The 19,058-nt window shown below is 36.1% G+C and carries 21 protein-coding genes; 16 read left to right on the forward strand and 5 right to left on the reverse strand.

Annotated features, from left to right (window positions below; genetic code table 11):
- Positions 1 to 211: 211 nt before the first annotated feature.
- Complete coding sequence (locus IL45_RS10575) at positions 212 to 967, forward strand: helix-turn-helix domain-containing protein (RefSeq protein WP_036583657.1); 756 nt, start codon at positions 212 to 214, stop codon at positions 965 to 967.
- 61 nt (positions 968 to 1,028) lie between these two features.
- On the opposite strand, the gene IL45_RS10580 is transcribed toward IL45_RS10575, so the two are convergent.
- Positions 1,029 to 2,228 (reverse strand): LamG-like jellyroll fold domain-containing protein, encoded by a 1,200-nt coding sequence (locus IL45_RS10580; RefSeq protein ID WP_036583660.1) that lies wholly within the window; start codon positions 2,226 to 2,228, stop codon positions 1,029 to 1,031.
- 109 nt (positions 2,229 to 2,337) lie between these two features.
- On the opposite strand from IL45_RS10580, the gene IL45_RS10585 reads away from it, so the two are divergent.
- Complete coding sequence (locus IL45_RS10585) at positions 2,338 to 2,811, forward strand: LEA/WHy family protein (RefSeq protein ID WP_036583661.1); 474 nt, start codon at positions 2,338 to 2,340, stop codon at positions 2,809 to 2,811.
- Here IL45_RS10585 and truB read toward each other — a convergent pair.
- The 4 genes from truB to IL45_RS10605 form a co-directional block, all read right to left on the reverse strand.
- A complete protein-coding gene (truB, locus tag IL45_RS10590) occupies positions 2,808 to 3,524 on the reverse strand; it encodes a tRNA pseudouridine(55) synthase TruB (RefSeq protein ID WP_036583663.1) in 717 nt (238 codons plus the stop codon). The genes IL45_RS10585 and truB overlap by 4 nt on opposite strands.
- Before the next feature lie 6 nt (positions 3,525 to 3,530).
- Positions 3,531 to 4,325 (reverse strand): undecaprenyl-diphosphate phosphatase, encoded by a 795-nt coding sequence (locus IL45_RS10595; protein ID WP_036583666.1) that lies wholly within the window; start codon positions 4,323 to 4,325, stop codon positions 3,531 to 3,533.
- Entirely contained in the window at positions 4,325 to 4,630 is a 306-nt protein-coding gene (locus IL45_RS10600; RefSeq protein WP_051788713.1) for a DUF3098 domain-containing protein, read from the reverse strand. The genes IL45_RS10595 and IL45_RS10600 overlap by 1 nt, the downstream gene beginning before the upstream one ends.
- 85 nt (positions 4,631 to 4,715) lie before the next feature.
- The gene (locus IL45_RS10605) at positions 4,716 to 5,594 is read right to left on the reverse strand and encodes a cell division protein FtsX (protein ID WP_036583668.1); all 879 of its coding nucleotides are present in this window, start codon (positions 5,592 to 5,594) and stop codon (positions 4,716 to 4,718) included.
- A gap of 126 nt (positions 5,595 to 5,720) precedes the next feature.
- Between IL45_RS10605 and IL45_RS10610 the strand changes: the two genes are divergently transcribed.
- From IL45_RS10610 to IL45_RS10675, 14 genes are all read left to right on the forward strand, one after another.
- Complete coding sequence (locus tag IL45_RS10610) at positions 5,721 to 8,846, forward strand: leucine--tRNA ligase (protein ID WP_036583669.1); 3,126 nt, start codon at positions 5,721 to 5,723, stop codon at positions 8,844 to 8,846.
- A gap of 198 nt (positions 8,847 to 9,044) precedes the next feature.
- On the forward strand, positions 9,045 to 9,224 hold the full coding sequence (locus IL45_RS10615; protein ID WP_036583672.1) for a hypothetical protein: 180 nt from the start codon (positions 9,045 to 9,047) through the stop codon (positions 9,222 to 9,224).
- Between the two features lie 200 nt (positions 9,225 to 9,424).
- Positions 9,425 to 10,318 (forward strand): heme o synthase, encoded by an 894-nt coding sequence (cyoE, locus tag IL45_RS10620; RefSeq protein ID WP_036583675.1) that lies wholly within the window; start codon positions 9,425 to 9,427, stop codon positions 10,316 to 10,318.
- Positions 10,319 to 10,321: 3 nt separating this feature from the next.
- Entirely contained in the window at positions 10,322 to 10,909 is a 588-nt protein-coding gene (locus IL45_RS10625) for a cytochrome c oxidase subunit 3 (RefSeq protein WP_036583677.1), read from the forward strand.
- Positions 10,910 to 10,945: 36 nt separating this feature from the next.
- Entirely contained in the window at positions 10,946 to 11,944 is a 999-nt protein-coding gene (locus IL45_RS10630) for a cytochrome c oxidase subunit 3 (protein WP_036583680.1), read from the forward strand.
- 18 nt (positions 11,945 to 11,962) lie between these two features.
- Positions 11,963 to 12,370 (forward strand): cytochrome C oxidase subunit IV family protein, encoded by a 408-nt coding sequence (locus IL45_RS10635; protein ID WP_036583682.1) that lies wholly within the window; start codon positions 11,963 to 11,965, stop codon positions 12,368 to 12,370.
- A gap of 59 nt (positions 12,371 to 12,429) precedes the next feature.
- Complete coding sequence (locus IL45_RS10640) at positions 12,430 to 13,134, forward strand: hypothetical protein (protein WP_036583684.1); 705 nt, start codon at positions 12,430 to 12,432, stop codon at positions 13,132 to 13,134.
- Positions 13,127 to 13,828: an SCO family protein gene (locus IL45_RS10645; RefSeq protein ID WP_036583686.1), complete on the forward strand. Its 702-nt coding sequence runs from the start codon at positions 13,127 to 13,129 to the stop codon at positions 13,826 to 13,828. Before IL45_RS10640 ends, IL45_RS10645 begins: the two co-directional genes overlap by 8 nt.
- Before the next feature lie 2 nt (positions 13,829 to 13,830).
- Entirely contained in the window at positions 13,831 to 14,358 is a 528-nt protein-coding gene (locus IL45_RS10650) for a DUF420 domain-containing protein (protein ID WP_036583688.1), read from the forward strand.
- Positions 14,359 to 14,360: 2 nt separating this feature from the next.
- Positions 14,361 to 14,573 (forward strand): hypothetical protein, encoded by a 213-nt coding sequence (locus IL45_RS10655; RefSeq protein WP_036583690.1) that lies wholly within the window; start codon positions 14,361 to 14,363, stop codon positions 14,571 to 14,573.
- 96 nt (positions 14,574 to 14,669) lie between these two features.
- On the forward strand, positions 14,670 to 15,371 hold the full coding sequence (locus IL45_RS10660; RefSeq protein ID WP_036583693.1) for an ABC transporter ATP-binding protein: 702 nt from the start codon (positions 14,670 to 14,672) through the stop codon (positions 15,369 to 15,371).
- Positions 15,364 to 16,611 carry an ABC transporter permease gene (locus tag IL45_RS10665; protein WP_036583695.1) on the forward strand — a complete coding sequence of 416 codons (1,248 nt, stop codon included), beginning with the start codon at positions 15,364 to 15,366 and terminating at the stop codon, positions 16,609 to 16,611. Before IL45_RS10660 ends, IL45_RS10665 begins: the two co-directional genes overlap by 8 nt.
- A gap of 1 nt (position 16,612) precedes the next feature.
- Positions 16,613 to 17,872: an ABC transporter permease gene (locus IL45_RS10670; RefSeq protein ID WP_036583698.1), complete on the forward strand. Its 1,260-nt coding sequence runs from the start codon at positions 16,613 to 16,615 to the stop codon at positions 17,870 to 17,872.
- Positions 17,873 to 17,888: 16 nt separating this feature from the next.
- A complete protein-coding gene (locus IL45_RS10675; protein WP_036583700.1) occupies positions 17,889 to 19,058 on the forward strand; it encodes an efflux RND transporter periplasmic adaptor subunit in 1,170 nt (389 codons plus the stop codon).

The following is a 19,058-nucleotide window of genomic DNA, read 5'->3' on the forward strand; positions in this document are numbered from 1 at the left end:
TTTTTATAGTTATTGGTTTCAAATGGTCTTGATACATTATATGACAACGGCCTACTGTTTTATAATGCTCAAATTTTGAGTAAGCTAGGTTATAACTGGTTAGATTACTGAAGTATTACTCAAAATATTAGCTTAATAGAAACTATTTTGCTAATATTGTTAGTGTAAATATACACAATTATTTTTAATTGCAAATAAAATTAGCAAAATAATGTCGTTTTTCGGTAAAAACATCAAAAAGATACGTGGAATTAAAAGCTTAAGTCAGCAGGCTTTTGCAGACCTATTCGACTTAAAAAGAGGTACGTTAGGTGCTTATGAAGAAGGTCGTAGCGAACCAAAAATAGAAACCATAATTAAAATTGCTAATTATTTTAGCATTTCTATAGATGATATACTTACTGCAGAGTTAACGGTTAATCAGTTATTAAAATTTAATGATCGCTTAACCTTAACGCCAGAAGAATTAGAGCGAGAGCAATTTGCTCAAGTGCCATGTATTACCGAAAAGTTAGCTGATGATTATCTTGAATATTACGATAATCAATCTTTTATAGATGATATGCCTCGTCTGACCTTGCCTATCAATACTGAGAAAGACTTTAGAGCTTATACGGTTACTAATTTAGAAATGACCAGCCACGATAAAGGTTTGTATCCCAAAGATGTTATAGTTGGGGAAAAAGTACCTCATAAAGTGGTGAAGAAGCTTAATAATGGTACTATAGTTCTCGCGGTTACTGAAAACGAACTTATATTAAGAAGGTTATACGTCACTGCCGATGGTCTTGTGCTCAGAGCAGACCATAAAAATATAGACGATCAGACTATTACTGTTAACGATCTCAAAGAATTATGGCGTGTACGTTACGTGTTTTTCCGTCGTATTCCAGATTTTTCAGATAGTATGGAAGATAAAATGGCATTTCTAGAAGCACAGATGAAAGAGTTGAGGAATTCAATATAGTTTCAATTAAAAAAGCCAAGTGTTCTACTTGGCTTTTTTATTATCAGTTAAGTTACGTCGGTTACTCCTTTATCCACTTAAAAGTTTTGCTAGCTCCATTAAGGGAAAGTGTTACCATGTATAAGCCCGGTGCTATGGTAGATTTTATAACTTCAGTATCGTTTAAGATTGTTTTGATGATTTCTTTTCCTGAAAGATTATAGATAACCAGCTGTGCGTTATTGATAGCATTACCTTCAAATTGTAGGTGACTAGATGGGTTTTTGAGTATTGATATATCATTTAAACTAGCTTTTGATAGTCCTAGAGTACTTACGTTTATACAATCTGAACGTTGCGTACAACCTAGGTTTGTAATATCTACAGCATAATCACCTATTGCTGTAGGTGTATAACTCATGGCAGTTGCTCCATTTATAGTCATGTTTGTAGCACAATCAATCCATTGATAACTAGCGCCAGCTTGTGCTGCTGTTAGCATGCCAGCATTTTCTGAAACATTAGTGTCAATAAGTCGAGTTACAGGCGCACCAGGAGTCCAATTAGAACTACCACCGCTAAGGGTAAAATTATTTAAAGTCCCATTATTTCCTGAGACTAAATCTGGCAATACATTGATACCACTATTTGCTGCGCTTGCCATTCCTTCATTAAATTGATAATACGCTATTAAGCCATTGCTCGATGGGCAGATCTCGCTGCCGCCACCAGTGATGATATCGTTTTGTGAAAGTGCTACGTTCCATATCCTTACTTCATCGATAGCACCTGCAAAAGTTAAATTAGCGCCACCAGCAACTCTTCTACCTATTCTTAAATCCGTACCGGTAGTAGGTGTGTTTACCGTACTCAAATTACCTGTTCCTACTTGGTTACCATTGACAAAAAAGAATCCAGTGCCGTTGCTCAGTACAAAAGCCACTTGTGTCCATTGTCCTGCAGGTATAATACCAGCTGTAGAAGATATGTTTGCATTAGTTCCACCAGAGATAAATGACAAACCTCTATTTGCATTTACCATAAAAGTATTTCTAGATCCTACAGTATTGAGACCATAATCAAGAATTGCCAGATTAGTGTTGGGTGCACTTGGGCTTAGGTATATCCATGCCTCAAAAGTTCTGTTGGTAGTACCTGTAACACCTGTGAATGATGTTTGTACATAGTCATCGTTACTGTCAAAGTTGAGACCATTTTGCGTTTGAGCAAATAGAGTTGTTGATCCGATAAATAAAAAGAATAAGAGTAGAGTTTTTTTCATAATGGTTGGGTTAAGTTTTTACAAGTTAGAAAGTTAGCAAAAAATATGTTGTTTCAATACGCTTTCGCGAAAGCATAACTACTACTATCTTTACCACAAATTCAATGCTATGCGTGCTTTACTGCTCTTATGTTCTGTTCTTATTGCGATGACGTCGTGTCAAGATGCTTATGAAGAGGTCGTTTTTATGGAAATAAAAAATGTAAAAATCAACAATGCTACATCAGATAATGTGCAGCTGAGTGGTGATTGTGTGCTTTTTAATCCTAATGCTGTAGGGCTAGACCTGACTAAAGCAAAGTTTGATGTCTATGTAAATGGTCGTAAAACGGCAGAGATTAATCAGGATTTAGATGTTGAGATGCCTGCAAGTGACGAGTTTATATTACCATTAAAAGCTACCATGTCGCCTAAGGATTTTTATGGAGAAAAAGGGCGTGGTTTACTGGACGCTACATTACAAATATTAGTAAATCAAAAGGTGGATATTAAATACAATGGTAGTATACGTGCTGGAAAAGGCATGGTTAATTTTGAAGTACCTATTATAGACAGTCTAGAGGTTCCTGTAAAGGTATTTTAAGACTCTATATTCTTAAAATCTGCTTCAAACTCTTCAAGGCTTATAGCACTCTCAACACGATAATTACCTATTGCGGTGCGTCTCAATGCGCTTAAATGGCCGCCATTATTTAATGCTTTACCATAATCATGTGCCATGGATCTAATATAGGTTCCTTTACTACACTCAATTCTAAAGTCAACTTTAGGCAGCTTAATTTTAGTCAATTCAAATGCCTGAACATTTACCTGACGTTCTTTGATTTCTGTAGTTTCACCTGCACGTGCTAGTTCATATAGTCTTTTGCCATCCTTCTTAATGGCTGAATATATAGGTGGTTTTTGCATGATATCGCCAGTGAATTGTGAGGTTGTCTTTACTAATAGCTCTTCTGTAATATCATTCAACGGGAAGCGGTTGTCTATTTCAGTTTCTAGATCATAGCTAGGTGTAGTGGCTCCTAGAGTTATGGTGCCTGTGTATTCTTTTTCTTGCGCTTGATACACATGAATATTCTTAGTCTCTTTACCTGTACATATGATAAGAAGGCCACTAGCTAATGGATCTAGAGTTCCTGCGTGCCCAACTTTAATTTTCTTAATTCCATATTCTTGTTTGATCAACCATCTTATTTTATTCACCACTTGAAAGGATGACCAGCCTAGAGGCTTATCAATTAAAAGCACCTGACCTATTTGATAAGGATTAGTAACGGGTTTTTGATTAGGATCCATATTAATTTAACCGTTAAAAACTCCAGCTGCGATTGCTATGAGACCTACTGCAAAACAATAGTATGAGAAGTAATGCAGTTTTGCTTTGCGTACTAAAGAAATCATCCAGGTACAAGCAATTAATCCAGTAATAAATGCTGCTATAAATCCTATAAGAAGTGGCATGCTCGCACTGCTTTCCATCGATATGTCGCCACTCATAATGTCTTTGGCTATCTTACCAAAGATTAACGGCACAACCATTAGAAAAGAGAAACGTGCAGCCTTTGTACGATCATTACCTAATAGGACACTAGTTGAAATAGTAGCACCACTACGTGATATACCAGGTAACATAGCGATTGCTTGAGAAACACCTATTAGTAAAGCGTCTTTCCATCCTATGTTTTTACCAGTATTTTTGGCTCTACCGGCTAGAAATAATAATAAACCTGTTACAATAAGCATACAGCCTACTAAAACAATATTACCATTAAACAAGGCCTCTAATTGTTCTTCAAAAAATAGCCCTACGATTACCGCTGGAATCATGGATAAGATAATCTTACCCGCAAAAATCATATCGTCCATCTGACCAGAAAAAATACCAGCAATCAAATTAAAAATATCTTTTCTAAAAACAATAATAGTGCTCAATGCGGTAGCAAAGTGAAGTACGACCGTAAAGAGAAGACTCTCTTCAGGAACAGAGTTGTCACCTAAAATGGCTTTACCTAATTCTAAATGACCGCTTGATGAAACAGGTAGAAATTCTGTAAGGCCTTGTATAACTCCTAAAATTAATGCGTCTAACCACTCCATTATTTATCTGGATTTAATAGTATAGCATACATCTCTATACCGAATCCTATAAGAACTAATGTAGGAGCAAGTCTTATCCTGCGCCATGAAAAAATGGCTTCATTAAACACCTCTGGATTATCACTACCACCACCTGCCATTAAGGCAAATCCAGTAACAATAACTATTAGACCTATAATCATCCACATGTAATTTTTCTTTTTAAAGATAAATTCAAAACGTGGTTTTATATTTTCTTCAACAACTGGTGAAGCTTCCGTTACAGGAGCCTTTTGTTGTGATTCTTTAACTCTTCCTTGTTTCATGCTTAATTTTTTAATTTCAAATGCTTTTGTGTTACTGAGATTACCGAATTGAAACTGACAGCTGATTTTAAAAACTTCAACTTAATTAGTAATACAGCTCATCAGTCCTTAGGTTTAAGTAACGCGTTGTTGCAAAAAATGTACTTAATAAACTAATTAAAACTCCAAACACTAATACACCTACAAAAAGGATTGCAAGCATTTCATAATTTTTTAATATTTCTAATTCTGGAATCAATCCATTCATCCAGTAAACCACGCCTGCCAGTGCAATTAAAGCGAGGATAGCACCTATCAATCCTAGTTTTACACTAGTCCATATAAATGGTTTGCGTATAAAACCTTTAGTTGCACCTACCATTTGCATGGTTTTAATAGTAAATCGTTTTGCATAAACCGATAGCCTGATGGAGCTGTTAATCAATAAGAAAGATATTAAAACAAATATACCTGCGATAACCAGCATCCAAAAGGTGATTCTTTTCACGTTTTCATTCAATAAGGAAACCAGTGGTTTATCATACTGCACTTCTTGCACATAATCTTTGGCTGCTAGATCTTGGGCGATTTGTTCAATCTCTCCATCGGTAACAAAATTTGCATTAAGTCGCACATCTATAGAATTCGGTAATGGATTAAAACCATCTAGGTTTGCAATAAAATCTTCTCCTAGATCTTCAACTAGTTTTTTAGCTCCTTCTTCGGCAGGGACATAAATGGCGCTTTTAGTATAATCTGCCATCTGTAATGTTTTCTCTAACTGTCGCATTTCTACTTCTTTTGCGGTATCCTTGAAGTAAATAGACATAGGTACTTGCTCACGGAAGTGGTCTGCAATCTGCTGGCTGTTTAAAAGGAAAAAGCCCATGATCCCTAGTAAAAACAATACTAGAAATACACTAATCACCACCCAAAAGTAGGAGCTGAATAATCGTCTTTTTTGATATCTCTCGTGTGATGCCATGCAGTTATTAACAGAATTAATCGTGTCACAAAAATAATAAAGTAAATGAGCTACTGACGATTACAACGCTATAAGTTTCGGCATTGTTGTAAACACCCTATTTTTGCTCTTTCATAAGACTATAAAATGACGCATTACGATCACAAATCTATAGAAGCAAAATGGCAAAAACATTGGGCTACTAATAAGACTTTTAAAGCTACAAATAACTCTGATAAACCTAAATTCTATGCACTCGATATGTTTCCATATCCTAGTGGTGCTGGGCTACACGTTGGGCATCCGTTAGGTTATATTGCTAGTGATATCGTGTCTCGTTATAAGCGTCACAAGGGTTTTAATGTCTTGCACCCTATGGGTTATGATAGTTTTGGACTGCCTGCAGAGCAGTATGCGATACAAACTGGACAACATCCTGCAGAGACTACTAAAACAAATATTGAAGGAGGAACTGATAAGTCTGGAAATAAGATTGCAGGTTACCGCAATCAGATGGACCGCATCGGTTTTAGCTTTGATTGGGATCGAGAGGTAAGAACTTCTTCGCCAGATTATTATAAATACACACAAGAGATTTTCATCATGCTATTTGATAGCTGGTATGATAATGATGCAGATAAAGCGCAACCTATAAGTTTGTTAGAATCTCGCTTTCGCGAAAGCGGAACCAACAACATCAACGCTGCTACAGAAGAAGATTTGAGACACTTCACAGCTGCAGAGTGGAACGCGTTTACAGAAAAAGAGCAACAGGAGATATTGCTTGATTATAGATTAACTTTTCTTGCAGATACGGAAGTAAACTGGTGTCCAGCATTAGGAACCGTACTAGCAAATGATGAAATTGTAAATGGCGTTTCAGAACGTGGTGGACATCCTGTAGTGCGCAAGAAAATGCGTCAATGGATGATGAGAATTAGCGCATTTGCAGAGCGTTTATTAACAGGTCTAGAAGGATTAGACTGGGCAGAATCTATTAAAGAAATACAACGCAACTGGATAGGGAAGTCTGTCGGTGCGATGGTTTCCTTTCAGCTAGATAGTCATAAGGTAGATGTTTTTACGACTAGACCAGATACCATCTACGGAGTTACATTCATGACACTTGCTCCAGAACATGAGCTAGTAGATCAAATTACTACTGCGGCACAAAAAGACGCGGTAGAAGCTTATAAAAAAGCAACAGCTGCACGTTCAGAAAGAGAACGCATGGCCGATGTGAAGACCATTTCTGGAGTATTCACAGGAGCATATGCTACGCATCCATTAAGTAGTGAGCCAGTACCGGTATGGATCGGTGATTATGTTTTGGCTGGTTATGGTACTGGTGCGGTTATGGCAGTACCGTGTGGTGATGAGCGTGATTATGCATTTGCTAACTACTTTGCAGGTCAGGAAGGAATGCCAGCGATCAAGAATATTTTTGATGGTGTGGATATATCTGAAGAGGCTTATGGAGCAAAAGATAAAACACCGCTTTGTAATAGTGATTTCTTAAACGGAATGAGTTATCAGACTGGTGCAATGGCAGCAGCGATTGAGAAATTAGAAGAAGTAGGATCTGGAAAAGGAAAAACCAATTACAGATTGCGTGATGCGGTATTTTCTAGACAGCGTTATTGGGGTGAGCCATTCCCAGTATATTATAAAGACGGTTTGCCTCAAATGATAGATCGCAAGCACTTGCCTATCGCATTACCAGAGGTAGATGAATATTTACCAACTGAAGATGGTGCGCCACCACTAGGTCGTGCAACGACATGGAGCTGGTGTACAAAAGAAAATAAAGTCGTTTCTAATGATGACGACCGCGATTGTGTGTATCCACTAGAATTGAATACCATGCCAGGTTGGGCAGGTAGTTCTTGGTACATGTTTAGATATATGGATGCTAATAATGAAGACGAAATGTTCTCTGCAGCAGCACAAGAATACTGGAATAACGTAGATCTATATATAGGTGGTAGCGAGCACGCCACAGGTCACTTGTTGTACAGTAGATTTTGGGTAAAGTTATTACATGATTTAGGTAAAGTCACAGTAGAAGAGCCGTTCCAAAAAATGATCAATCAAGGGATGATTTTGGGTGAGAGTGCTTTTGTTTATAGAATGGTTCCGATGTTTGAATGCCAAAAAACTAAAGTTAGTTTAGGAGGAACACTTGGGGTAAATGAGTTTTTGTTTGGGAATAGAGAGGTTTATATTTCAAAAGATTTAATTGAAAGAGATTTTGTTCTTGATAAAAGTGTCAAGTCTGTAAAAGATGAAGATATATATAAACATTTTTATTACAGTGCTGATTTACACAAAGCTTTAGATAAGAGTTATTTTGACGATTTTAAAAAGAAAAGTGAAAAATCGATAACAAAGAAATCGTACGATCTAATTACTAATCCAGAAAAGGATTTTGTTTTAAAATATAAATTCTTTCCAGCTAGGGTTGAAAATAATTTTCTTAAAAATGGAAATATTTTAAAATCTGAAGTGATTGGTGTCTCTAAGTTACTATTTGCTGATTTCGAATTCTACAACCAATTAACTGAAATAAAATGCAGTTTTGAAGTAGAAAAAATGTCCAAGTCTAAATACAACGTCGTTAGTCCTGATGATATTTGTGATCAGTATGGAGCAGATACGTTGCGATTATACGAGATGTTTTTAGGTCCGCTAGAGCAGGCAAAACCATGGAATACTGCTGGTATTACTGGAGTTTATGGGTTTATGAAAAAGCTATGGAAACTATATCATAATGATGCTGGTTTTTCTGTTAGTGATGAAAAAGCATCACCAGATAGCATGAAAACCTTGCACAAGACTATTAAAAAGGTGCAAGATGATATTGATAACTTTTCATTTAATACAAGTGTGAGTAGTTTTATGATTGCTGTAAATGAGTTAACGCAACAAAAATGCAATAGTCGTGAGGTGTTAGAACCACTTGCTGTTCTTGTATCACCATATGCACCACACATTGCAGAGGAATTATGGTCATTGTTAGGTCATAACGAGTCGATAAGTGAAGCGCCTTTCCCAGTTTTTGATGAAAAGCACTTGGTAGAAAGCAGCAAGACATATCCTATTTCATTTAACGGTAAAATGAAATTTACACTGGATTTACCGGTAGACGTTTCAAAAGATGAGTTGGAGAAAATGGTACTTGCAAATGAGAAAGTGCAGCAACAATTAGAAGGAAAACAGATCCGTAAAACGATTATAGTACCAGGAAAAATTGTGAATTTTGTGGTGGGATAATTAAAGAAAAATAAAACAAAATCGATGTAAAGATTACCTTAACGTTATGATTATGAGGTTTCATGTGATAAATCTTTGATAAGCATTGAGCTGTTTTATTGAAAAGTGTATATTTGTTTCAAGTCCATTTGTTAATATATGTTAAATTAGCGATTGTTCTTAACTATAGTTCCCTTTAATATTATTAATACAGAAGTAATGAAAAACATAAAATCAATAGCTTTAATTGCCTTTTTAACTTTATCCATGACAGCTATGGCTCAACCAGGATTTCCAGATGGTACAGATGTAGAGGATGCTGCACCTATACCAGGTATTGCGCTTGCTATAGCGGCTGCTGTAGGTATAGGCTTTGTAAAGTTGAAGCGCAAAAAGTAAACTTGTCTTCTTATCATATAAAAAAAAGGAACCCGTTTTAGGTTCCTTTTTTGCGTTTGAGAAGTACGCTTTCGCGAAAGCGTAGAGACGCAATTCTTCATAAATCATAAATATCTTTGAAAGCATTTAAATTCCTTTGCCACAAAGCTGTTGTAAGGTATCTTTGCAAACCTTTAAAATCAACTATTTAAAACAGTTTTTTGACAGAAGTAAATGCCATAGAAAAATCACCGAGCATGGTGAGAAACTTGATAGAAATTACAAAGCCGCGATTATCTGTAGTGGTGGTGTTTTCTTCTATTGCAGGTTATTTTTTAGGCGCTGAGGTGTATGATTGGAAGGTTATATTGATGCTCATAGTAGGAGGCTACTTTTTAGTAGGTTCTTCAAACGTTTTTAATCAAATTATAGAGAAGGATCTAGATGCGCTTATGAAAAGAACGCGCAATAGACCATTACCTACAGGTCGCATAAGTGTTTCCACGGCATGGGTCTATGGTTTAATCATGGCATTCAGTGGAATTTATATACTATATCTTATCAATTTTGCAACGGCCTTTTTTGGTGCGTTAAGTATTATCCTTTATGCGGCAGTTTATACGCCACTAAAGACTAGGACACCACTTTGTGTGTTTGTAGGCGCTTTTCCAGGTGCGATTCCCTACATGCTAGGTTGGGTTGCAGCGAGTGGTAATTTTGGGATAGAACCAGGTACTTTGTTTATGCTGCAGTTTTTTTGGCAATTTCCTCACTTTTGGGCGATAGGATGGATGCTAGAAGACGACTATAAAGCAGGTGGCTTTAAAATGTTGCCTACTGGTGGAGCAAATAAAGGTACTGCTGTGCAGATAATCTGGTATACGGTTTGGACAATATCCATATCGCTGATTCCGGCATTTGGTGTTACAGGTAGCTTATACATGACTTGGATAAGTGCTGTGTTAGTAGGTTTATTGGGTTTATGGTTTTTATATTATGCCATAAAACTTTTTAAAGAGCGCACTAATCAGGTTGCAAGAAAATTAATGCTAGTTAGTGTTAGTTATATCACATTGATTCAAATCATCTATGTGGTTGATAAATTTTTAAGATAAACGATGGAAGAGATAGAATTAACGCACGATGAGAAAATTGCACGTTCCAAAAAACAAATGATGTGGTTTGGTATTGTGAGTCTAATTATGATGTTTGCAGGACTTACAAGTGCTTATGTTGTAAGTCGTGGTCGTAAGGATTGGGTTGAGATAGAATTACCTGAAGAGTTTTTCTGGAGTACAGGAGTGATTTTATTGAGTAGTTTAACCTTGTTTCTGGCAAAAAAAGCTATTCTTAATAGCAATAAAAAAGGAGCCACCATACTTACAATTATTACTTTTATACTGGGAAGCACCTTTGTTTTTATGCAATTTGCAGGCTTTGATAATCTAGTAAATGAAAAAATATTTTTAACTGGAGAAGGAAGTAGTGTGAATGCATCATTCATTTATGTGATTGTTGTAGCCCATTTAGCTCACATCGCTGCAGGGCTTATTGCGTTGCTAGTCATGACGATACGTGTGTTGCAAGGAAAATATTCTCCAACAAAAATTTTAGGTTTCGAATTAGGTGCCGTATTTTGGCACTTTGTAGATGTGTTATGGATATATCTACTATTATTTTTAGTGTTTGCTAAAGACATTTTTTAGAGTACTTTTGCAGCACATTATTTTTAATTAAAGATTATGGATACAACAGTAGCTCCTACTGGTACCGAAGGGCAAACTTGGGGTGGTGGATCAAATCCTCTCAAGGCTAGTTATGGTAAAATGATGATGTGGTTTTTCATCCTATCGGATGCATTGACCTTTTCAGGATTTCTTGCCGCTTACGGTTTCTCAAGATTTAAATTTATAGAAGAATGGCCTATCGCAGATGAGGTGTTTAATCACTTCCCGTTTATGCATGGGACTGATGCACCTATGTTCTATGTTGCCTTAATGACCTTTATCCTTATTGGTTCATCGGTGACGATGGTTCTAGCTGTAGATGCTGGTCACCACATGGATAGGAAAAAAGTATCTTTCTATTTATTACTTACCGTTATAGGTGGTTTAATATTCGTAGGTTCTCAAGCTTGGGAATGGAAAAACTTTATTAATGGAGAATACGGTGCCGTAAAAACTAAAGGAGGAAAGATTCTTCAATTTACTGATGCCGAAGGTTCTCGTGTAGCCTTAAATGAATTTGTGACTGTAGGAGAACGTCCTGTAGAGGCATTAGGTAATAATGAAGGTATCTGGTATCAATCAGATGATCCAATAGGTTCTACTTACACAATTGATGAGGTGAGAAAAGGGTTTGCTGCAAATCCTGATTTAAGAATCAGAACACAACAACTTATTGTTAATGAGGAGACAGGTGCCTCAGAGAAGTTACTTTTATCTAGAGAAGAGTCTTTGTTTAAACTAAATAATCAAGCAGTAGGCGTGGTAGAAGGAGCAAATCTTTCTGAAAACGAATATGGAGCACCTCTATTTGCAGATTTCTTTTTCTTTATCACTGGATTCCACGGTTTCCACGTATTCTCTGGTGTTCTTTTCAATCTAATTATTTTCTTCAATGTATTATTAGGTACTTATGAAAGAAGAGGTAGTTATGAAATGGTAGAGAAAGTTGGTCTTTACTGGCACTTTGTAGATTTAGTTTGGGTATTTGTATTTACATTCTTCTACCTAGTATAATTTTTTTAAGACATTAAAATGGCAGATCACGCAGCACATACTGACGGACACGCAGAACACAAATTAGAGATCTTTAGAGGTCTTGTAAAGTTCAAATCTAACACTCAAAAAATTTGGGGGGTACTTATATTTCTTTCATTAATAACAATCGTTGAGGTTGCTTTAGGTTATATTAAACCTGACTCTTTAAACGGTCATATATTAGGATTGAAAATATTAAACTGGATATTCATCATTCTTACTTTAGTAAAAGCGTATTACATTACTTGGGATTTCATGCACATGAGAGATGAAGTAAGTGGATTGCGTCGCGCAGTAGTATGGACAGGAGTATTCTTAATAATATACCTTATTGCAATATTACTTGTAGAAGGAGAATATATTTACCAAGTTTATAAAAATGCAGCTGTAAGTTTTGACTTCTAATGCATACTAATTGAATAAATTATTAAGGACGGTTTTTCCGTCCTTTTTTATACCTTAATATGTCAGATTTTCCAAAGGCCGAAGGAATTAAACAAACCAGCGAGTTTTCTAAAAAATTCGTTATTGTGATTTTATTTGCTTTGCCCTTAGTAGCATACCTCTTCTTTCTTAATGGTGAGCATCACTTTGAGACATTACCTGTTGTTACAGAAAATGTGCAGGAGATCAATCAATTTGAAATAATTCAAGGAACGGCAACACAACTTAAGGATAGTGTTACAATCATTACTTTTTTAGGAGATAATCCTTATGAGCGTTTAGGTTACGTCTCTAACCTTAATGAGAAAATATACAAGAAATTCCACGGCTTCAATACTTTTCAAATGATCAGTATAATTCCAGAATCTGGTGTGGATGATATAGAGCAAATTGTAGAGCAAATGGGTGAAACAACCGATCTGCAGGATTGGCACTTTTTAAAAGGTAACCATCAACAAGTTCAGGCTCTTTATAACAGTTTTAAAACAGATGATGCTTTGAATAAAGATTTATCATCAGACTATGCTTTTGTTATCGACTTAGATAGGAATTTAAGAGGTCGTGATGATGATGATATTGAAGAAGATGGTGTTGTTTATGGTTATAATACAAGAACAGCAGCACAACTCAATAAAAGAATGATAGACGATATGCGTGTATTACTTGCAGAATATCGATTTGCTTTCAAAAAAAATAGAGATCAAAAAATTCAAGAAGATGAGTAAGTCTAAGGATACTCCATATTACATAGGGCTAGGGATAATCATCCTCATATTTGGTTATTTTGCGGTAACTAACATAGTACACTACATCAATAAAGATAAAGTCGTGGATAGTAACCGCTCTGAAGATCGAGCGCCAGTGGCAGATAAATTTCTTAAAAAATTTAACACAGTTCCTGATTTTGAATTTGTAGATCAAAATGGTGATACCATTACCAATGAATCCTTGAAAGGAAAAGTTTATATAGTAGATTTTTTCTTTACATCTTGTCCTACTATTTGTGCACCTATGAGTCATAATTTAAAAACGGTTCAAGATGAATTGAAAAGCCATCCCGATTTCAAGATTTTGTCCGTGAGCATAGATCCAGATTATGATAAACAACCAGTCCTTAAAAATTATGCAGATCGTCATGATGCTATAGACGGATTATGGCACTTTGCTCGTGGAGATAAAGAGGCTACTTTTAAGCTCGCAAGAGAAGGCTTCAGTGCCTATGTGGGAGAAAGTCAAGACAGCCTAATAAAATTTGAGCATAGTGGTAATTTTGCTTTAGTAGATAGAGAAGGCAAAATACGTTCTCGCAAAGATGCCTATGGCAATTGGATGATGGTATATAATGGTGTGGAAGAAAATGGTATTGCACCACAATTAAAAGAAATTATAGAAGACGCACAAACTCTTTTAAATAAGTAATTATGAGTACGCTAGAAAAGAAAGGACCGGCAATTATAATAACCATATCAATATTAGTACCTCTTGTGGTGGTGCTATTGATGTTAATGCCAGAGAGGTATAACTTCTTAGGTGTTGAGTCAGGATTATTTCCTCTATTTCACGCAGTGATTAATGGAATGACTGCACTATTATTATTTACGGGTTTTAGGTTAATTAAAACTGGAAACAAAACGGCACATAGAAAAGTGATGACTACAGCTTTTGTTCTATCTGCGATATTTTTAGTGAGCTATGTGATTTCCAAAATCAGTAATGAGCCAGTGCCATATCCAGAAGATGCGTCGTTCAGGTTTGTTTACTTATTTATCTTATTAACACACATCGTGCTGTCAGGTATCATTTTACCTTTAGTGTTATATACCATGTATTTTGCCTGGACTCAAAAATTTGAAAAGCACAAGAAAATTGCTCGTTGGACATTTCCCATATGGATGTATGTTGCAATAACAGGTGTTTTGGTTTATCTATTTATGTACCCATATTATTAGAGATGAAAAAATTAATTTTACTTCTTATAGTTCTCTTTTATTCCGCTTTCGCGAAAGCGCAATGTGCTATGTGTCGTGCAGTAATTGAAAGTGGTGGAGATACTAAAGCTGCTGAAGGCTTGAATAATGGAATCACGTATTTAATGATTTTCCCGTATATCTTAGTAGGTGGGATCATTTATCTCGTTTATCGTTCAACGACTAAAAAAAGTTGAATTAACATTTAATTATCATTTATTGCTGTAACATCTTATGAAATTTAGGGTCTTAGTAATTAAGCTTGCTTTATAGCTCGTTTAGAAACACTAGCCATGATTGAAATAAAGGACCTGCATAAATCCTACAGCACAGGAAATAACTCACTTCACGTACTTAAGGGAATTAATTTTTCTGTAAAAGAAGGTGAGTTAGTATCTATTATGGGTTCCTCAGGATCTGGTAAATCTACCTTACTTAATATTTTAGGTATGCTGGATGAAGCAGATCATGGAAGTTATACATTAGATGGAGTCCCTATTAAAAACCTTAATGAAAAGCTTGCGGCACAGTATCGCAATAAATTCTTAGGTTTTATTTTTCAATCATTTAATCTAATTAATTATAAGAACGCTATAGATAATGTGGCTTTACCGTTGTATTATCAGAAAGTAGGTCGTAAAGAACGTGATGAGCGTGCCATGCATTACCTTGAAAAGGTAGGTCTAGCAGACTGGGCTAATCACTTACCTAATCAATTATCTGGTGGTCAGAAACAACGTGTGGCAATTGCGAGAGCACTGGCTAGTGATCCTAAAGTATTACTGGCAGATGAGCCTACAGGAGCCTTAGACACTAAAACTTCTTACGAGGTCATGGACCTTATTCAAGGTATTAATGAAGAAGGTCGTACTATTCTTATCGTAACGCATGAGCCTGACATCGCTCAAATGACTAAGCGTATTGTAAATCTTAAAGATGGTTTAATCATAGATGATACTATGGTTGATCAGGTTAAAGCATTGTCGCATGTTTAATATCGAACGCTGGCAAGAGATTTTTGAAACCATACGTAAGAATAAATTGCGTACATTTTTAACGAGCCTTTCTGTCGCATCTGGGATATTCATTTTAGTCATTTTACTAGGGTTTTCATCTGGTATACAGAATGGTGTGAAATCACAATTTGAAAGTGATGCAACAAACCGTATTCAGGTAAGTACTAGAGTAACTACAAAAGGGTTTAAGGGTCTTAATCCTGGTCGTCGTCTTCAGATGACTAATAAGGATTATGAAAATTTGAATCAAAAATATGAGGATCAGATTGAATATAAAACGAGTTTATATAACACATGGGGTGGACAGATAAATTATAAAGAAAAGCAAGGAAGCTATCGTATTGAAGGAGCTTTCCCAGATCAACAATTTATTGAAAATGCCACATTAGTAAGCGGGCGATTTATAAATAATTCAGATATAGATGGTTCGCGTAAAGTAGGTCTACTAGGATATCAGATGAAACAAGATTTGTTTGGAGACGAAGAGGCTGTAGGAGAAACTATTATACTCAATAATAATATTAATTTTACGGTAGTTGGTGTTTATACAGATCCAGGTGGTACACGAGAGGAGACACGATTGTTCATTCCTATGACCACCGCTCAAAAAGTATTTAACGCTGGAGAAAATATCAACCGCATTGCTTATACAGTTAAAATGAGTGATAGTTTTGATGAAGCGGTTGCGTTGAGCGCTGCAATGTCTCAAAGCATTGATCAAGATTTGCGCACTAGATTTAGTGTTGCGCCAGATGATCGAATCGCTGTGAGAGTTAACGATACACTTGAAGAAGCTAAGAAAATTTATGGTTTAATAGATACCATAAGAGCGGTGTTCTGGTTTATTGGTATAGGAACCATTATTGCAGGTGTGGTAGGAGTAGGTAACATAATGCTTATTATAGTTAAAGAGCGTACCAAAGAAATAGGAATCAGAAAAGCTTTAGGAGCATTGCCTTCAGAAATTATATGGATGGTATTACAAGAGGCTATTTTTATAACGAGTCTTGCGGGATTGATAGGATTGTTTTTTGGTGTTGGTTTACTGGAGTTAGTAGGTCCTCAAATTGAAGCAGACTTCATTAAATATCCTAAAGTTGATTTTGTAACATCCATAACCACGGTCATTATATTAATAGTTGCTGGTGCTTTAGCAGGTTTTATACCAGCTAGAAGAGCTGCAAATATTAAACCTATAGAAGCCTTAAGAGACGAGTAATATGTTTAGTAGAGATCGATGGAATGAAATATTAGAGGCACTTAATGCCAATAAGCTGCGTACATTTTTAACTGCGTTTGGAGTATTTTGGGGAATATTCATTTTAGTAGCGTTGTTAGCACTAACAAATGGCTTAAGAACAGGTGTAACCACCGGTTTTGCAAACGGAGCGACAAACTCTATGTTCATGTGGGGACAAAGTACCTCAATGGCTTATAAAGGTCTTAATAAAGGTCGTCGTGTACAGTTTAAGCTAGATGATGTTGAGGCGCTCAAACAAAATATTCCTGCATTACAATATGTTTCACCTAGACTACAATTGGGTGGTTTCCGTGGTGCTAACAATGTAACTAGAAACGAGAAGACTGGTGCCTTTGGAATCTATGGAGATTATCCAGAATATATTCACCAAGAATATATGGATATCATTAAAGGTAGATGGCTCAACTACTCTGATATCAATGCAAAAATGAAAACCGCAGTGATAGGAACTGATGTTGTTAAATCTTTATACGATATCGGTGAAGAGCCTATAGGGACCTATATTAAAATTAATGGAGTCAACTTTAAAGTAGTCGGTGTATTTCAAAATCCCAATACACAAGGTGATAGTGAAGAAGAGGCAAACAATATATTTATACCATTCACCAGCTTTGCAAACGCATTTAATACTGGGAATAATGTAGGTTGGATGGCTATCACGGCATATGATCACACAAGTATCACCTCATTAAAGCCTCAGGTTTTATCTATCATGAGAGAACAACGAGGTGTTCATCCAGATGATCAAAGAGCGATTGGGAACTTTGATAAAGCAGAGATTTTTGCTCGCTTTACTGGGCTTTTCGATATTTTAGGTTTTGTAGGCTATTTTGTGGGCGCACTGGTTTTACTTTCTGGAGGAATAGGTATCAGTAATATCATGCTTATAGTGGTAAAAGAACGTACTAATGAGATAGGTGTACGCCGTGCCTTAGGCGCATCACCATGGGATATCAAATCACAAATCTTACAAGAATCACTAGTGTTAACCATTGTCTCTGGATTAGCAGGTATTGCTGCTGCTGCAGGATTAATTTGGGTCATGAATTATATATTAGATCAAAGTGGACCCGTAGAAAACTTTGCAAATCCTAGTGTAAATATTACCGTGATTATCATCGCGCTTATCATTTTAATCATCGCAGGATTACTCGCTGGATTTATACCAGCATCACGTGCTACTCAAATGAAACCAGTAGACGCTTTAAGAACCGACTAATAACTAAGTAACCATAATGAAACGTACAGGAACCGTAATTACATTGATCATCATACTGCTACTTGCAACAGCAGGGATTTTTTACATCTATCAAAAAGATTTAGAAGATCCTATCACTTATACTACTGAGCAGCCTACTAAGGAGACGATCATCAAAGAAACAGTCGCTACAGGTAGTATTGTGCCTAAAGAAGAGGTGAATATTAAACCTAATATTTCTGGAGTGATTGATAAAATCCATGTAGAGGCAGGTGACTTCGTTAAGGCAGGAGATTTAATAGCAGACATTAAAGTCGTGCCTAATGTTTCCTCATTAACTAATGCAAAAAACAATATCTCTGGAGCTAGAACTGCTGTAGAAACTGCAAAACTTGCTTTAGATAATCAAAAAGCTATCTATAACAGACAGAAAACTCTTTTTGATAAAGGAGTTATCGCTGCAAATGAATTTGATCTGGCACAGAATGCTTACAATAACGCACTTCAACGTTTAAAGCAAGAACAAGTAAATCTTACCAGTTCACAGCAGAATTATGATATCATTAGAACAGGAACTACCGCAGGATTGGGTAATTATGCACAAACCGCTATACGCGCTACTGTATCTGGTATGGTGCTAGATGTACCGGTAAAAGAAGGTAATCAAGTTATCGAGGCAAACAACTTTAATGAAGGAACATCTATCGCAGTAATTGCAGACGTTAATAAAATGATATTTGAAGGTAAGGTAGATGAAAGTGAAGTAGGTAAAATTAAAGAAGGTTTGCCATTAGAGATTACCGTGGGAGCTTTTGATAATAAGAAATTTGATGCCGTGCTAGATTATGTTGCCCCTAAAGGTATTGCAGAGAATGGAGCCATTCAATTTGCGATAAAAGGAACTCTTAAAGCAGCCCAAGACTCCACCTTTATTAGAGCAGGTTTAAGCGCAAATGCGAGTATAATACTGGATAAAAGAGATCAGGTTTTGAGTATTAAAGAAGCTCTAGTTCAATATGATCCAGAAACTAAAAAACCTTTTGTAGAAGTGGCAGTCGGTGATCAAGAATTTGAAAGACGTGATATAGAACTAGGATTAAGTAACGGTATCGATGTTGAAGTCCTTTCTGGAGTAAATGAAGGTGATAACATTAAAGTTTGGAATGCTCTTAAAGCACCTACCGGTCGTGGTGGATACGGCGGATAA

The organism is Nonlabens ulvanivorans (assembly GCF_000732625.1).
GTDB lineage: Bacteria > Bacteroidota > Bacteroidia > Flavobacteriales > Flavobacteriaceae > Nonlabens > Nonlabens ulvanivorans.